The following is a 16,064-nucleotide window of genomic DNA, read 5'->3' on the forward strand; positions in this document are numbered from 1 at the left end:
ACCTACATTGTAGCTTTCATCAAATTAACAAGTCTATTTACTTCCAACCGTTGTACACTAAAAATTTATCTGGGATTCTTAATTCAAGCTGTTCCTGTAGTTCTTTGCAAAAAATATCCATGTCTGCTTTGTCATACCATTTTTGGGTATTAGGTAGAGCAATACCTAAACCCCCATTTACAATACTACATCCAAAGGAACCGCGATCATAATTCAATATGATATTAAAAAAATTATATGCCGAAAATTCTATACTAAACTCTATCCATGGCTCATCTTGTGTTTTACAAATTGAAAAAGAAGAACAAATTTTATCCCCTAATCTTTCTTCTATTTCATCACTAACTTTTGAAGCTAATACCTCTGCTTTACTTAATTGCATACCGTACATCTCCTCTTTGAATTAATTTGGAATAACCATATTCTTTTTGTAAATACGTCCATTCTTGTGCTAAATAACTATTTTTATATTGCTCCAAATTAGGTTTATGTGAAAGTTGAACGCTAGCTATGTTTTTGAAATTAAAATCCCATTTTTCCATACTCTGCATGAATCCTCGCATTTTCTTCATGGTTATCGCCCAAGCTTTATTGTATGTTTCCATTAATCAGTAGAAGCAACCAACTATTTAAGATGATTGCTCATTTAGTTAATTTAAAGGTATATTTTTTCGTTCCTCCATGATTTCTATCTCAGACTCAGGTACCCATTTCTCATATAAATATTTATCTGTTCTTTCAAATTTTAATTCTTTTGCTAACTCAGAATCATTTGTTCCCAAACAAATTTCCCCATTTTTCATATTAGGTCTTATCATAAAATTATTTCCTTCGTACACCGCTTTCGGAATTATATAATACAGATTTTCTAATTGTTCTAAATCAATTTCTTTTTCATAAATACCGTCAGCATACTTTTGGAAATCAGGCTCTTTTTTATCACTTATTATATAACTTTTTCCATTTTTATCTTTTAAAATCACTTTATATTCTTTCCCGTTTATACAAGTATATTCTCCTGATTTTATCATTATGTTCACTACTTCTTTCTAAGTTAAAGTTCAAGAGCTATAAATCCGCCAATGTTTCAACTCCATCTAATACTCCATAAAGATTAGCTCCATCAATTTTTTTGATGCCGTAAAGACATTTAATGTACACAGAGACCCGTCCGTATTTATTCCTCTCAACTTTCTCCCATGTAGTATTTTAATATCATCTACAGCACTTGTCCCACAATGAACAATGATATTCAGGAGGTTGCTCTCCCCTCACTTGTCTACGATTCTGCAAAATACTAAGTTGTAATTTAAACAAAAAATTATGATACGCTTCAAAAAAGTTTTCAAATTGTTTTTTCCCAGAAATGGAAGCGCGCTCTCCCGTTGTATAGACTTCATAGTGGTTTTCTATATATTCAATCCTTACTTGATACTCAATCCTATTATTCTTTTCCCCTTCAAAAATGGCATATCTTAATGGAGTATATCCTAACAAATCCACTGCGTCTTCAATTATCTTTTTATATTTTTTTAACTCATCTATCATTTATATTACGTCCTTCAAAAGATTTGTTTTTTATTCAATGGTTTCCCTAGTTAATTCAGCCCGCTCAAGCCACAACCAAATTTACATCAAAAACAAAAGAATACGGTGATCAATCATTGCTTTATCAAGGATTCAATAAATCGATTGCATAAGTTTAAGATATCTTCTTTTTTAGCGATTTGGTCAACCCAATTAACAGGAATTTGTTCCATTTTATAGTAGATACCTGCTAGGCTACCTGTAATAAAAGCTATTGTATCTGTATCTCCGCCTAGGTTCACTGCTTTTAAAACAGCTTCCTTATATGAATTCGTGGTTAAGAATGCCCAAATAGATGCTTCTAAAGTATCCACTACATATCCACTAGATTTAATATTGGATTCTTTCAATTCATATAAATTTCCTTCTAAAATATTGTTGTAGTATTGTAATTCGTCTTTAAAAGGATAATCACTATAATTTTTCCTGATATAATTTTGCATTTCTTCATATGCCAACTTCTTATCCATGTTAGCAAACAAATTTTGAAGCAATTCAATATATACATAACTGCCCAGTATAGATCTTGGGTGTGCATGGGTAATTCTAGTTACTTCCTCAGTAATTTTATTTTTTTTACCGAACGAAAAATCTTTACCAAGATAAAAAACCAATGGCATAATACGCATAATAGCACCATTTCCATTATCAAAATTGTCTTTTCCCCCGCACTCAAACACAGATACACCATTTTTATATCTATTTAAAGATTCTCGCGTTACACTTCCAATATCAAAAACTTCTCCATACGGCGTCCAAAAACTATCATCCATAAAACTAACCATGTCATTTACAATGCGATTAATATCATACCCAGAAATTAGACTTTCCATTAATGCAAATGTTAAGGAACTATCATCTGACCACGTTCCCTTAGGTTGATTGTATGTTCCATATCCTATCATTTCAACAATCGGATTTTGTTTTAAGTATTCTCTGTCTTTAAACTCCAATGGGGCACGTAAGCAATCTCCAATTAATGCACCTAAAACACAAGGAATTAGTCTTTCTTTAATAAAGAGAACTTGGTATTGTACTTTATCTATTTCTTCTTGTCCTCGCATTCGCTTCACTCTCTCATTATAATAAGTCAACTATAATTTCTATCTTGCCGTTAAGTTCAGTAACTTCTTTTATTAACATTTTTTGCCCTATATTAAACCGGACTCAATAGATAGAGTTTTCATCAAATTAAAATGCGTAGTTTTCTATTTCCATCCGTTGTACATTAAAAATTCGTCTATAATTCTTGATTTAAACTGTTGTTATAGCCCTTTGCAAAAAATACTATATCGCTTTATCTCATTTTCACAAGTTTCCATTTGATATAACTAAATACTAGTTCTGTTCAAACTATCAAACCTTCTTCTAACATTGCTCACTATTTTAATTGCTGGTTTTATTTATTGCATAATATTACTAAACTAATTTTCCATTAATTTCCTCATTGCTTATTCCAAAGTGGTGAGGAATAATTAGGAAACTCACCATTTTCAATTCTACGCTTATTACTTCTGACCATGTATTCTAAACGATTAATAAATTCCGATTTTGCTAATGAGAAATCATCAAACTCAAATTTACGGCCTAAAATACTAGCTCTGTCTGCCAATCCATAAATGAAGTACTTCCCATTTTCGTATTCAATACGCCATTGCCATTCTTCTCGATACTCTTTTTCTGGATTAAATAAAGAGTATCTCAGAGTTTGATATCCTAAAGCTTCAATTTCCTCTTCAAGTTCCAATCGTAGTTTATTTAATTCAGTTTTATCCATTATTTAATCTCCTTTATTAAGCTTAATTTTTCATTGCATCATCTAGATCGTTTCTAATGTTTGAAGGTTAAAATTTCACATCATCTATGAGCTTCACTTCAATTTTCTTTATCTCGCCTTTTTTTGAAATTCGAAAAAGCTCCTTCCCATTTTATTTTAATCGTAAAACGCAACCTTTCATATTCAAAAACAATTTGATATTTCTTTATCACTATACACTTTACTTAATTCATCCCAATTGTCTAATTCAAAATATTGTGCGCCAATTTCTTTAGCTTCAGTTGTATACGCAGTTAGCCCACCACTATCAAATCGTCTTCGATGGCGCTGTACTTCCCACGATAGTTGGTGTGTTGAAAGGAAATCGCGCGGTCAGAGTCCAGTTCTTGGATACCTTCTTCCATATTTTTCGATACTTTTTCTAAATTATTGAATAAGCCGCCCAGCCAGTTCGCTGCGGCAAATGGGGCGAGGGCACTTTTGGCTTCATGCCAGCCATCTTCTCGGTAGTTGACTTCTTTCATTCATCTGGCCTCCGATTTTCTAGGTTGGAATAGCGGTTTTTGTCTGAGTTCTTCTGGAGCTCACATTAATCAATATGGTTAACATCCCATTTAACTTTTTGAATCGATTTTCTATATACCTAATCTATTGAATTACAGTCACTGCGACCAAATAAATATAGCTTTTTTAATTCTTCTATAAACTTAAAATCTTCCTCTAGCTCAAGTTTTTCAATTATTTCATAAAAATGTTTTAAATCTAAACTATAGTTACATAAAACTTTAGCCGCAATGTTTAATATTCTTGATTTAGTAATATATATTACGGATTTATCTTTCCCGTAATACAAAACATTGTACCTGTCATTATTTTCTTTTTCTAATACGATTCTACCTTTTCTCCTATCAAAAAAAGAGTAGTATCGCTCTCCAAAAACAAGCATAAAAATTGTTTTAATTTCTTCAAGTGACTGCGCCTTATCAATCTCATCTTTAATATTCGAATTATAATCTTTAAACTCCAGTTTATTCTTTCCATAAATGTATACTGCTATTATCGCCCTATCCTCTTCTGAAAACGAAACCACCGTATATTCTTTTCCTCTTACCATATTCATTAAGTCAAAGTAACCACTTCGCTTGTTCAATATTACTTTAACAAAATTCTCTGGATAGTGATTTATTCCTCGAACAGCAATAGAAATTAGGCTATTTGCATCATTTATAATAGAAAACTCTGTTTCAATTTTATTGTATATGCTGGTATTGTTCACTATCTTTACTCCTTTATGGCTTTGAAAGAAAATTCCCCATATAAATAGCATATGCTCAAAAATACACAAGTGAAATGAGGAAAATAACATAAGAATATTCACCAGTCCTTGGGTCATTTCTATCAATATAACTCTCCATATCCACTTAAGATATTTTTTCTACTCTTAATTATCCCATAATGGACAGGAGTATTCTGGCGGTTCCCCGTCTTTCACTCTTTTCCGATTTGACAAGACTGTAAGTTGCATAATATTTAAAAATTGGTTAAATGCTTGGAAAACATCCTCAAATTCATATTTCCCCATTACACTAGCTCTATCAGCTGTCATGTATACTTCAAATTTAGCTTCATTCTTTTCAATTCTAACTTGATATTCTTGTCGATTATTTTTCTCGCCTTCGAATATAGCGTATCTTAATTCCTGATAACCCAATAAATAAATATCTTCTTCTAAAATTTTTTTATATTCCATTAAATTAAAATTCATTATTTTACCTCATTATTTAGAAATGCCTTTCCGGGTATTGCATTATCCTCTACATTAACTTCAAAGCTAAGATTTTTAATGCTTGAGTTTGTTCTATTTATAATAATAGCGGAACAATCTAATAATTCCCACACTGAATCATCGTAACCATAATCTCCTACCAGTACTGTGATTGAATCAATAGTAATTAGTTGATTTGTCTGGTCATATTTCTTTTTAGCTTGATTGTATACTTCTAACGTTGCATCATTTAAATAATCTGCTTTAGGGGGTAATCTATTTTAATAAGTTGTTCATGCTGAGGCTTCCCTTCATTACTCTCAATCTTTACTTCTTTTCCTTCTTCTTCAACGTTTTTAGTCTGTTCCTTTGTATCTATTTTTTCAGCGTCTCCATTTCCACATCCCGTTAAAAATAAAGTGGTGGCAATCATTATTATTCCTAATCCTTTTAACCAATTTCTACTTTTCATATTGTAACCTCTTATCTTTTGTGTCTCATTCAGTTAATTTTGATACTATTAATTCGTGTTTCCTTCAATACTTTAGAAAATCTCACTACTCTTCTTATTCAAATTTGAACTTATAATTATATTATGTATAATTTTTTAGTTTTCTTTGTTTTCAACCAAAAAACATTCTTTTCAAACCTCAAAATCCTTATGTACATTAAGTAGCCTAAGATAAATTTTTCATCTTAGACTACCCGATTCACTTTATATCTCTACACAATCAGAGTTTGAAATCTGTTGGAGCGATTTTATTCCGTTCGATTAATCTTTGGATTAAACTCTATCTCTTTTTCTATATTTTTTATAAAAAGCAATATATCACCAAACATCAATCAAGTTTTTGCCTTTATACTCGTTCTTTTTACCAGTCCCATATTTTTGTAATAATTTGTGCTGCTAAAAAAAAACCATGAACGCTAACTTGCTGTCCATATCGTTCATGATTTCAGCATAATATTTCACTAAAGCCCTTACTTTCATTTACCACTGTTTCTTAGACCTTGTAATTAATCATTCATATTTGTTTTTTAAATAACCTATTTGTTTGATTAATTCTGTGGCAGAACGTTCTATTTCTTTTGTATTTATATTATATTTGTGAATTCCGCCATTCTTCCGTACATATACAGTCAGATATACGGCACCCCAGTCTCTACGCAAGGCTACTTTTTCAATTTCATTCCACTTAAACCGTTTACCCCATCCCTCAATACCTTCTTGATTCACTTTAAGCAGTGGCTTACCCGAAAAAAAATGCTTAGCTACAGTAAAATAAGTTGGTGCCACGATAACTAAAAGGATTATTCCACAAGCACCTAGTAATAACGATTCTTTTACTTTAAATAAAATAAAAATTCCAAATAATAATATAGGCAAGGTATAAAGCAATTTAATAATTGTTTTCCCTTTATTCTGCTGAATTATAATCTCTGAAATTTCATTTGAATTCATTTTATTGCGTCCCTTTCGAATTGGATTTATATACTATACCTCTGTCTTAATGACGCCTTTTTCTAACAATATTTCTCGATCTTTCTCTGTTTCTGGTTCCCACCCGTTATTCATCTTCCCGCGAATAAACCATGTATTATAATTAGATTCAAAGAGTAAAGTTACCATAGCCATGATAGCTATTCCGATATCTCTATCATAATTCAAAGTGATGAAAAGCCCCGCTCCATCTAATATTACATATAGAACGAAGAATTTAATGTCTCCTCGGAGTAAAGGACCAAAGAACGAAAGAAATACACAGGTCCAGCAAGAACCAACCTTTGTTGTAATCACATTTCCATCACTGGATTTTAAATTAATATACATTTTTTCCTCCTTTTATTTGTAACGCACATGGTGAAGTTGATAGTAATCTCATATAGATACTGATGTCATTTTTATTAGGTAAAAAATCTTATATTTTTAACTGTTAACTTGCTTGATAGTTACCCACTGTATATTCTAGTTTTAAATCTCGAATTTTTTTCCAGCCTTTATATATACCTTTTGTTTCCCAGTCATCCCTCTTTGCTTCTACCTTGCTCTCTTTAACATATTCAACCATCGGATCAATAATTTTATCTGCAGCAACGGAAATAATGGCGCCTGCGATAGCGCCTTTAACACCACTTACACCAAAACCAGCTAATGCCGTAGTAGCTAATTTCCCAACAGCAAAATCAGCACCTTTTGTTATTGCTATACCGGTTAGATCTCCTGCAAGTCGAGAGGAATCTTTGCTATTTCCATAACTGTTAAAACTTTTTAGCGTGTCTGAAATGAGGTAGGCTGTTGAAAGGTATTTGGTTGGAGTGTCCAATTTTTTTCTCCTTGACCCCACTTTAGATATTTTATCCCCATATAAATCAGTTATATTTTTATTTTCTCCTTGATATTCAACTGTATCATCAATTAATTTCAAGTAAGTATCATCTACCAATGTTCCAAGTAGTGTGTCTCTGATATCTTTAATTGCTCCCACCGAACCTTTTGATGTAAGCATTTCTCCCAATCCTGAAATCTGTGAAATTTTTTGATATGATATCGCTTTCACATTTCCCATTAATTCTTTATAACCCGCAGAATTAGGGTTTCTAAACTCAGAAACTTGCTGTGCATACAATACTTCTACACTCATAAACAATTCTTCTATAACTGAATTAGATTTAGCGAGATTTGTGTTTACAAATTTCTCATATTCTATAAGTCTTTGGTTATTCTTCTCTATTCGCCCCCTCTGTTCAACGACATCTTGGTCTTTATCACATAAACTATTATTTTTCAGCACTTTTAATAGCTCTTCTGTTTCTTGCGTATACCTACCTGCTGCAATTTTCAGCTCAAGACTAATATTTTGAGCTTCGGCGATATTGAATTTTATTTTTCCGCTCATTTAGTCCTCTCCATTCCATAGTTAAAGGTTTGTCCCAACTGACCATCAAGTTCTTTATAACTTTCCCCTAATGCCTTAACTTTTTCATGATTCTTTGTAATAAATACACTAAATTCTTTTTCTAGATCATTCATTAATTCTGTTATATAATTTTTTATTTCGTCGCAAGCAATACCTGAAAAATTACTTGCTAAGTTGGTCCTAACTGCTAGTAATTCAACAGAAACCTCTTTCTGGGCATCAATGTAATTTGTTACATTGCTTTCAACCTTCTTCAAAAAATCTGGATTTACCTTAATTTCTTTTGCCATCTTTCTCCCTCCTATTTAACTGCTTTATATTGAATATCCTTTATCTTAACCTTTATATCTTTAATGTTAATTTTTTGAGGCTCCGCATTTTCCTCATTTTTCGGGTTCTCTTCTGAGAAAACTAAAATAATTGGTATACCCTCGTTTGGCTGGAATTTTCCTGTTTTTGCTTTTGTAAGTTCTGGAACTTTGTCATCTGAAAAAATTTTTCCTGACATTGGCTTATTCATTATTTCAGCTTTGAAGCTAAGGTCTTCAATATTTGTGTCAGTTCCATTCACAAGAATTGCAGAACATGTAAGACTGCTCCATGCCGGCTCATAATAGCAAAAATCACCTAATAGAATTGTAACTGAGTTATTAGTAATTAGTTGCTCTGTCTGGTCATACTTCTTTTTATCTTGCTCATACACTTCTAACGTTTCATCATTTAAATACTCTGCTTCTGGCGGCAACTTCACTGTTATAAGTTGTTCATGCTGGGGCTTCCCTTCATTACTCTCAATCTTTACTTCTTTTCCTTCTTCTTCAACACTTTTAGTCTGTTCCTTTGTATCTGTCTTTTCAGCGTCTCCATTTCCGCATCCCGTTAAAATTAAAGTGACGGCAATCATTGTTACTCCTAATCCTTTTAACCAATTTCTACTTTTCATAGTTTAACCTCTTTCTTTTTAAACACCTTTACTTACTGCGTTTGCTGCTGTTTTATCAATTTCTTCTACGCTTTTACAATAGTCGACTATCACTTCTTTTAGGTTTCTAATTACTAAACTATATTGTTCCCCATAACTTACTAGCACTAATAGGCTCTCAGATAAAGCATCTGCTGCTTCCCCACTAATCTCCTGGCTACCTACTATAGTGCCCATTTTCTTATTGATATTATCAAAATTGTCTAGACTTGAAATTAGTTTATCTAATTTAGGATTAATACTTCCTTTATCCATTTTCACTGTTTTATCTGGCATTGGACTTACCATATTTCATCCTCCTATCTCAGGAAATTATTTTGCCGAAACTCTTTTATTAAACGTGTTTTTACACTGCCATCACATGATAAGTAGCTTAACTGATTTAATCTTTCATTATACTTTTCTTTAAATTTAATTGGGTCTATTTCTGCGATACGCCAGGTATAGCTCCTATTACTCTGATATTCTGCTTTATATGCTGCTTCAATTCGTTTGATACGAGCAGTAATTTTTTCATCAATTTCTCTTGCATATTCCGTTGTTTCTTTGATTTTCTTTCTAACTGCTTCATTTAATTTTCTGTAAGCATCCTCTGTTTTTGCATTTGACCAGGCACTTGCAAAATCATGTTTTTGTCTACATAATAACTCTTCTTCATTTTCCATCATTTCTAATTTTCCGGACAAATCAACCTTCAGCTCAATTAAAACTCGTACACGTTCATCATAATTCAAGTATCTCATCCTCCTCTTCTGGAGAAACGCCAAATTCTTCTTTCTGCCATTCTCTCATTCTCTTCACTAAGACTACCTCATCATCATCTACAAAACCTCTAAACTTCACATCTGTTATATCTTCTGCATTAAATGCCAAAATATTGTCATCCTTTGTCCCTTCTGGATATACTACACCTCCATAATCATAAAATTCTTTTTCTTCATCTCCCTGAATTGTAATTAATCTACTCGTAATCATAACTTTCTTCAGGCTTTCTTTTAAATAAACAACGCTTCCAATAGGTAATATTTCTTTTGTTAGCATTTTCCTTACACCTCTTCTTCATATTTTGCAATTTTTATTTTTTGCCACTCTTGTCCTGCTATTACATAACCTTCCTCAGGCAATAATTCTTGTTCTCTATAAATATTAAACGAGAAGGAGAATGGGCTTGAATTTGATAGTCGATCAAAGAATATATAGTTTCTTTGAGCTTGAACAGCTTTATTCAAATCACCATATCCTTTAAATGCTTGAATCGAACCACTTAAAATTAAATAGCAACCATATGTTTTTCCATTGTTAATCATATCTATTAGAACTTTTTGGTCTTCTTCATCAAGAGTTTTTAGTAAGATATCGTAATCTCCTACGAAAACAACTATATCTTTTAATCCTTGAATCATGGAAGTTACACCTAAATTATCTCCTGCTTTTCGAAGTTCATCTGCTTTTTCAGTTCTGGATTGATAAATAGAGAGTACTTTTTTCATATTCTGCTTCAAATCCTCTGTGTTGTTACTGTACAAATTGGCTTTAGTAGACATTTCCACTAAATCAAAATTCGCTGTGTCGCTAATTAAGAGAGAAATATTTGGATTTTGTACAAGAGAATTAGCTACATTTTTATTTATGCTTACTAAGTTTCGTCCAATTGCATCTGCAATAATTAGTACTCCGGTTTGCTTGTAATCAATGCCAACTGGTTTTACGTATTCAAAATCAACTCCGATAGGTATATTTCCATTTGCAACGACCTCTTTTGTTTCCATCCATTCACAAAAATCAGCTAGTTTAATTTTTTCTGGAATCATTGGTACGCCCTCTGGAAGTTCTCCTTGCCAACCTGCTCTCATTAATTTCGCTTCATTTCGAATACCTTCAATTTGTTGAATTGTTTCTTCTCCTAGCGATGGTAAGGTCGTTTGAAATGTTGTAACAGTTTCTAATTTCACAAGCGCCCTTCCTGGATACTCTTCAAGTGGTGTATCCGTTCGACCAACAGTTGATGATATATCATTTTTATCAATTAGATATAAGGCAATCATTTGTTTAATATTAGTAGCCATTTGTGTTCTCAAACTCATATGCCTTGATGCGCTTATAATCATAAACATTCCAATGGATGCACCTTCACGAGTAATTTGAGTAATGATTTTTTCAAAATCATCCCCTAAGCCTGCATCTTTTACAGCGTCGTAATTATCTAGAACAATAATAATATTAGGTAGTTCTTTTCCACTTGCTCTTTCATACTGCTCTATATTGGCAACACGATATTGGCTAAGAAGCTTCTTCCTTGTTTTTATTTCATTTAGGCAGATTCGTAAAAATTTTTGCACTTTCTCAACTTCATCCACCATCATAGTATCAGCAATATGTGGCAGATCTACTAGTGGCAAAAGCCCATTCGTCCCAAAATCCAACAAATAAACATGCAATAGCTCTGGATTATGTTGACGCGCTAAATCCATCACTAAACTTTGCAAGAAGGTGGATTTCCCAAACCCTGGGCTTGAGAATACAGCCACGTGTCCATCTTTTGTTAAATCTAGTGTTAGTGGGACTTGTGCTTGTAATTCGGGTTGATCCAGTAAACCAATTGTTGCTTGAAGTGGTTTTTTTGGTTCTTTCCATGCTTCTTCAAAATTGACTGGATGTAAGTCTTGGGCGAAGATTCGTTCAGGTAGAGGCGGCAACCAAGGTCTCGGCAACGCCTCAATCCCAGAAGCCTCCGTATACGCATGAATATGATCAATCACCGCATCAAGTTCACTCGGTAATTTCGTCAAATCATCCTTCTTATCTAATCCGCTCAAATCCTCTGTCAAAATATCATACTGACCCAAGTCATTAATTGCATAAATCGTCGTATCAATATAATCCGTGCTTTCCTTATCTGGCACATAATCCGCGCCACTCCAAGCACTCTGGAACAATTCGTAAATTTCGTTATTACCAACTTGCAAGTATGAACGACCTGGTAGTGTAATTTCTGCTGCGTCTGGTGTTTTCAAAATTTCGTTTGAATCACTGGCGTTTTGTACTTTTAGGGCCAGTTTGAATTTGGAGTTGGACCAGATTTGGTCATCCACGACGCCGCTTGGTTTTTGGGTTGCTAGGATTAAATGGATTCCGAGTGAACGCCCGATACGTGCTGTCGAAACGAGTTCTTTCATGAATTCTGGTTGTTCTGATTTCAGCTCGGCAAACTCATCCGAAATCAGGAATAAATGCGGCATTGGTTCGGTCGCTTTTCCTTGTTTGTATAGTTTTTGGTATTGGTTGATGTGGTTAACATCGTGCTCGCCAAATAACCGTTGCCTTTTTTGCAATTCGGCTTTGATGGAAGCTAGTGCACGCATGGATTGCGCGCCGTCCAAGTTTGTAATTGTTCCAAGTAAATGGGGCATGTTTTTAAATAAGTTCGCCATTCCGCCGCCTTTATAGTCAATTAGCAAGAATGCGACTTCATATGGGTGGAAATTGACGCCCAGTGAGATAATGTAAGACTGAATGATTTCTGATTTACCAGAACCAGTTGTTCCGGCTACCAAACCATGCGGACCGTGTGCTTTTTCATGTAAATTCAGTTGAACAATGTCGTCTTTCCCGCGCAAGCCAAGTGGCACAGCAAGGCTCTTATACGTTTCATTTTTCGCCCAGCGTCCAGCAATGTTTAGCTCCTCGACGCGTTCTACACCGTACATTTCAAGGAAAGTAACGGATTCTGGAATAGAGTTTTTCAAGTTTTGTAGATGGTTCAGTGGTGCAAGAGCCCGGCTGATTACTTCTTTGTCAAAATCTGCTGGCAAATGGTCCGGCACGAATGCTCGGTTTACTAGATCGCCTTGTTCCAAAATAATGTTCCCGCTCTTCGCATCACGAATATCCACGACCGTCTTCACGTGTTCTGGCAAGCTCTCCATCACGTCCTGTACGAACACTAAAGAAACACCTAGTTCGCTTGGATCTTCATTGAAGAATTCCATCACTGTGTGGTCGAGTACTAATTTTTCATCTGTAATCAAAACTACATAATGTGGCGTGAAATATAATTTTTCCTGCTTGCTCGCTTGTTCAGTGAGCGCTTGTTTACGTTCTTTTAAAATTTGATAAAGCGAGTTCAGCACTTGGTCGCGCGAACGTTCATGGTAAACAAAACCACGCACATTCACATCACGCATATTCGCATGCGGTAACCAGCGCATCCAGTCCCAATCCGCCTTTTCTTCTTCTGGGAAAATGGTAATAAATTGCAAATCATAATAACTATGGAAAAGGGATGTTTGCATTACCAACATTTGAAGTTGCTCTAATACTAAACGGCGCGGTCCAATGTAACCCACTGGTCCGTGCATTAAATCTGTCGCAACTGGCACTTCATTAATAGATAAATATTGTCCTTTGATTTTCACAGCTTCATCAATAAGTTCATCTTTGTCCTGACTAAATTCTTCTTGTTGAAATTCGACGGAAAAACTACTTGCTTCGGCGCCGCGTCCAACTCGGAAAGTCAAGAAATCATGGTGGAACATTGTTTTTTCATAAATACGCGAATCCACTCGAAGCGCCATTTTTTCCAGTTCAGTTACATCCGGATAATGGTAAGTTAAGGCGTGGCGTTGCTTCTCGCTTGTTTCATGTAATTCTTTTGTTTTTCGTTTTAAATATAGATCATAGCTCTCGATTCTTTGTTTTGAATCAATTTTGTATTTTTTGCGTGATTTTACGTAATTAATAATCGCCATCGTTATCGTTACTGCCGACATCGCGATGGTCATAATAATATACAGCCCACGAGGTTGGAAAATAGAAATCATCACAGTAATCGCAACCATAATAAGCGGCGGTAAAATAATCTTAATTAAGCCATCTGTTGGTTTGGAGGGCTTACTAGAAGGTTTCGCCATGCTGATTTTTTCTTCTGGAGCACGGTAAATAATCCGCGGGGAACGGTGATAATCTGGATAGTCTTCACCGAACGAATTGTCCGCAGCGAATAAAGGCGCTAATTTGCTCGTCACGCGATTTTTCACAGCAAGCACACTAATATCTTCTTTTCCGATTGTAATCGTCACACCGTCCGTATAGAGCTGATCACCCGGTTCTAGAACGCAGTCTTCTGTTACTAAAGAAAAATTATGATAAATTTCGCCATTTAAAACTTGTAATTTAAACAGTTTCTCCTTCGCATCACGCAAAAGTAAAAAGTCTGATTTTGTGCCATCAATCGTAACATCATTCTCCGTTCCCGCGCCAAATGCTACAGAAATATTCATGACGACATCATACACTTGCGTATCCAAATCTTGGCAAAGATAAAATGCTAGATTGTCCACTTTCACGGATTGGTTCACTTGAAGTGCTGTTGTACCGACATTCCACGAGTTTTCATCATATTTAACTTCCATTGATTCAACTAGTTCTGGATAAGTAATTTCGTGTTCGATTGTATTACCAATTGTCACGACTTTTTCAGGGGACAAATGGTGTTTATGACATTGCTGCCCGTTACTAACAATTAATAAAGCCTCTCTATTCATGGTTCAGTCTCCCTTATTTTGCTTCTGTATTTGTTGATGCATCTGTTTCTTTCGTTTGTGCATTTACTTTTTCATCATATTCTTTTAAATTTTCTTCTAGCGTTTTTAGTCTTTCTACTTTTTCATCGCCGCTAAGTTTTGTATCACTTTGGACTTGTTCAATTTGTTTCGTTAAGCTGTACATTGCAAGCGTTGGGTCATCTAAAAGTTTCGCAATATCTAGTGACTTACCAAATTCACCGCGACCATTATAAATCCAGTAAAGTAAATTTTTCTGATCTGATTTCAAACTGATGGTATTCATAATGTTTTCTTTCTTTTTATCACTCATTTTCTCGCCGTTAACATAGGAATAAGCAAGCTCGTACTGCACTGATTGCGGCATTTTTTCAGGATCCACATTCTCAAGCCCCGTAATTACTTTGTCGTAGTCTGTTTTAAGAAAATTTTCGTTCGCTGTAAGTAAATCGTTTTGAAGTGGTACTTTGATGAATGCAAAATAGCTCACTGGAATGGCAAGTAAAATCGCTACAATAATAAAACCAACCGCAAGTCCGCGAAAAGTTCCGTATTTTTTCTTTGGAACAATTGCCATATTCTTTTTCACAGTTTTATTTTCTTTCACATAAGCTTCTTCTAAAATATCAGCAATATCTTGAATCGTTTTTGCATCTAAAATACTTTTTTCAAACTGAGTTCCTCTAGCACCCGAAAGCGAGCCATTATATAAATTTTCAAAAGAAAACTTCTTGGAAAACAGCGCAATCGCAAAACACTGATATTGCTTAAAGAACATTTCTTCGGTCAATTCATATGGTGGTAAAATATTCTTAATCCCGCGGTGAACAATGCTCGGGACTAAATTTATATCAAAAATCAAATTATCGGGATGTAAGAAAAAAGTATAGCGTGTATTCAGTAATTCACTTAAATCCGCAATATTCCGCAACGCTCGTAGCTTGTCTTCACGTTCCATTTTGCGAACTTGCTCAAAGCCATATGTATGTTGAGCAATCTCATAAGAAATCGTATAGGAATCGCTATCGCTCGTAATTTTTGCCGGAACAAAATGAGCAGCTGGTTTTTCTAATAATTCTAGTTGCGCTAGTTCTTTTGCATGTGTTTTTGATTTAGGAAACGTTACACTCCACGCTAAATCCTCATAAGAAAAATCGTAAGCTGTTCCGTCCATTTCTGTTGTCTTATTCATCGTTTTCATTCTCCTTTTTTTCTATAAAATTTCTAAAATGTCGCCATCAGCAATTTGAAAATTAGTTAATTTATCATCATCGCTTAGTAAAATAGCTTTATTCGTCGTTTTTATCGTACATTTGGATAAATCTTTATATTCTATTTTGAGTGTTTCTGCCAAATTAATAATTAATGCTTTAATTGGTTGATGGACTGGGATGCGTAAATCATACTTATCCGCGCCCCAATTAGTGAAATCAACCGTCACATTCATATGCGTATTTTTAGCCATTTCGTTTTC

Annotated in this window: 19 protein-coding genes and 3 pseudogenes; all 22 read right to left on the reverse strand. The window is 34.2% G+C overall.

Annotated elements, in window-relative coordinates:
* Positions 1 to 37 precede the first annotated feature (37 nt).
* Positions 38 to 382 (reverse strand): hypothetical protein, encoded by a 345-nt coding sequence (locus tag OC533_RS08065; protein WP_194323830.1) that lies wholly within the window; start codon positions 380 to 382, stop codon positions 38 to 40.
* Positions 369 to 572, reverse strand: coding sequence for a hypothetical protein (locus tag OC533_RS08070; protein ID WP_194323832.1), 204 nt, complete (start codon positions 570 to 572; stop codon positions 369 to 371). The genes OC533_RS08065 and OC533_RS08070 overlap by 14 nt, the downstream gene beginning before the upstream one ends.
* Positions 573 to 650: 78 nt before the next feature.
* Entirely contained in the window at positions 651 to 1,031 is a 381-nt protein-coding gene (locus OC533_RS08075) for a hypothetical protein (RefSeq protein ID WP_045598031.1), read from the reverse strand.
* Positions 1,032 to 1,215: 184 nt separating this feature from the next.
* Positions 1,216 to 1,548: an Imm59 family immunity protein gene (locus OC533_RS08080; protein ID WP_194323834.1), complete on the reverse strand. Its 333-nt coding sequence runs from the start codon at positions 1,546 to 1,548 to the stop codon at positions 1,216 to 1,218.
* 113 nt (positions 1,549 to 1,661) lie between these two features.
* A complete protein-coding gene (locus tag OC533_RS08085; protein WP_194323836.1) occupies positions 1,662 to 2,651 on the reverse strand; it encodes an ADP-ribosylglycohydrolase family protein in 990 nt (329 codons plus the stop codon).
* 16 nt (positions 2,652 to 2,667) lie between these two features.
* Positions 2,668 to 2,754, reverse strand: a pseudogene (locus tag OC533_RS14920) (hypothetical protein); the annotation flags it as partial.
* Positions 2,755 to 3,031: 277 nt separating this feature from the next.
* The gene (locus tag OC533_RS08090; protein WP_194323837.1) at positions 3,032 to 3,364 is read right to left on the reverse strand and encodes an Imm59 family immunity protein; all 333 of its coding nucleotides are present in this window, start codon (positions 3,362 to 3,364) and stop codon (positions 3,032 to 3,034) included.
* A gap of 299 nt (positions 3,365 to 3,663) precedes the next feature.
* Positions 3,664 to 3,888, reverse strand: a pseudogene (locus tag OC533_RS08095) (phosphoserine aminotransferase); the annotation flags it as partial.
* Positions 3,889 to 4,007: 119 nt separating this feature from the next.
* A complete protein-coding gene (locus OC533_RS08100) occupies positions 4,008 to 4,757 on the reverse strand; it encodes a hypothetical protein (RefSeq protein WP_226894245.1) in 750 nt (249 codons plus the stop codon).
* A 48-nt stretch (positions 4,758 to 4,805) separates the two neighbouring features.
* The gene (locus OC533_RS08105) at positions 4,806 to 5,129 is read right to left on the reverse strand and encodes an Imm59 family immunity protein (protein ID WP_194323839.1); all 324 of its coding nucleotides are present in this window, start codon (positions 5,127 to 5,129) and stop codon (positions 4,806 to 4,808) included.
* A gap of 8 nt (positions 5,130 to 5,137) precedes the next feature.
* Positions 5,138 to 5,601: pseudogene (locus tag OC533_RS08110) on the reverse strand (hypothetical protein); the annotation flags it as partial.
* 549 nt (positions 5,602 to 6,150) lie between these two features.
* The gene (locus OC533_RS08115) at positions 6,151 to 6,591 is read right to left on the reverse strand and encodes a hypothetical protein (RefSeq protein ID WP_003772666.1); all 441 of its coding nucleotides are present in this window, start codon (positions 6,589 to 6,591) and stop codon (positions 6,151 to 6,153) included.
* Between the two features lie 33 nt (positions 6,592 to 6,624).
* Positions 6,625 to 6,960: a hypothetical protein gene (locus OC533_RS08120; protein WP_003724896.1), complete on the reverse strand. Its 336-nt coding sequence runs from the start codon at positions 6,958 to 6,960 to the stop codon at positions 6,625 to 6,627.
* Positions 6,961 to 7,063: 103 nt separating this feature from the next.
* Positions 7,064 to 8,026 carry a hypothetical protein gene (locus tag OC533_RS08125; RefSeq protein ID WP_194323841.1) on the reverse strand — a complete coding sequence of 321 codons (963 nt, stop codon included), beginning with the start codon at positions 8,024 to 8,026 and terminating at the stop codon, positions 7,064 to 7,066.
* Complete coding sequence (locus OC533_RS08130; protein WP_194323843.1) at positions 8,023 to 8,337, reverse strand: DUF3130 family protein; 315 nt, start codon at positions 8,335 to 8,337, stop codon at positions 8,023 to 8,025. The genes OC533_RS08125 and OC533_RS08130 overlap by 4 nt, the downstream gene beginning before the upstream one ends.
* Positions 8,338 to 8,348: 11 nt before the next feature.
* Entirely contained in the window at positions 8,349 to 8,990 is a 642-nt protein-coding gene (locus tag OC533_RS08135) for a hypothetical protein (RefSeq protein WP_194323845.1), read from the reverse strand.
* Positions 8,991 to 9,008: 18 nt separating this feature from the next.
* Entirely contained in the window at positions 9,009 to 9,317 is a 309-nt protein-coding gene (locus tag OC533_RS08140; protein ID WP_003724892.1) for a hypothetical protein, read from the reverse strand.
* Positions 9,318 to 9,328: 11 nt separating this feature from the next.
* Positions 9,329 to 9,763: a hypothetical protein gene (locus OC533_RS08145; protein WP_031674917.1), complete on the reverse strand. Its 435-nt coding sequence runs from the start codon at positions 9,761 to 9,763 to the stop codon at positions 9,329 to 9,331.
* A complete protein-coding gene (locus OC533_RS08150) occupies positions 9,753 to 10,070 on the reverse strand; it encodes a DUF4176 domain-containing protein (RefSeq protein WP_003772673.1) in 318 nt (105 codons plus the stop codon). The genes OC533_RS08145 and OC533_RS08150 overlap by 11 nt, the downstream gene beginning before the upstream one ends.
* 5 nt (positions 10,071 to 10,075) lie before the next feature.
* Positions 10,076 to 14,572 carry a type VII secretion protein EssC gene (gene essC / locus OC533_RS08155; RefSeq protein ID WP_194323847.1) on the reverse strand — a complete coding sequence of 1,499 codons (4,497 nt, stop codon included), beginning with the start codon at positions 14,570 to 14,572 and terminating at the stop codon, positions 10,076 to 10,078.
* A gap of 13 nt (positions 14,573 to 14,585) precedes the next feature.
* Entirely contained in the window at positions 14,586 to 15,782 is a 1,197-nt protein-coding gene (essB, locus tag OC533_RS08160) for a type VII secretion protein EssB (RefSeq protein WP_194323849.1), read from the reverse strand.
* Positions 15,783 to 15,803: 21 nt separating this feature from the next.
* Positions 15,804 to 16,055 carry an EsaB/YukD family protein gene (locus OC533_RS08165; protein WP_003759563.1) on the reverse strand — a complete coding sequence of 84 codons (252 nt, stop codon included), beginning with the start codon at positions 16,053 to 16,055 and terminating at the stop codon, positions 15,804 to 15,806.
* Positions 16,056 to 16,064: the final 9 nt, after the last annotated feature.

It is taken from the genome of Listeria sp. Marseille-Q6474, from assembly GCF_946902005.1.
Taxonomy (GTDB): domain Bacteria; phylum Bacillota; class Bacilli; order Lactobacillales; family Listeriaceae; genus Listeria; species Listeria innocua.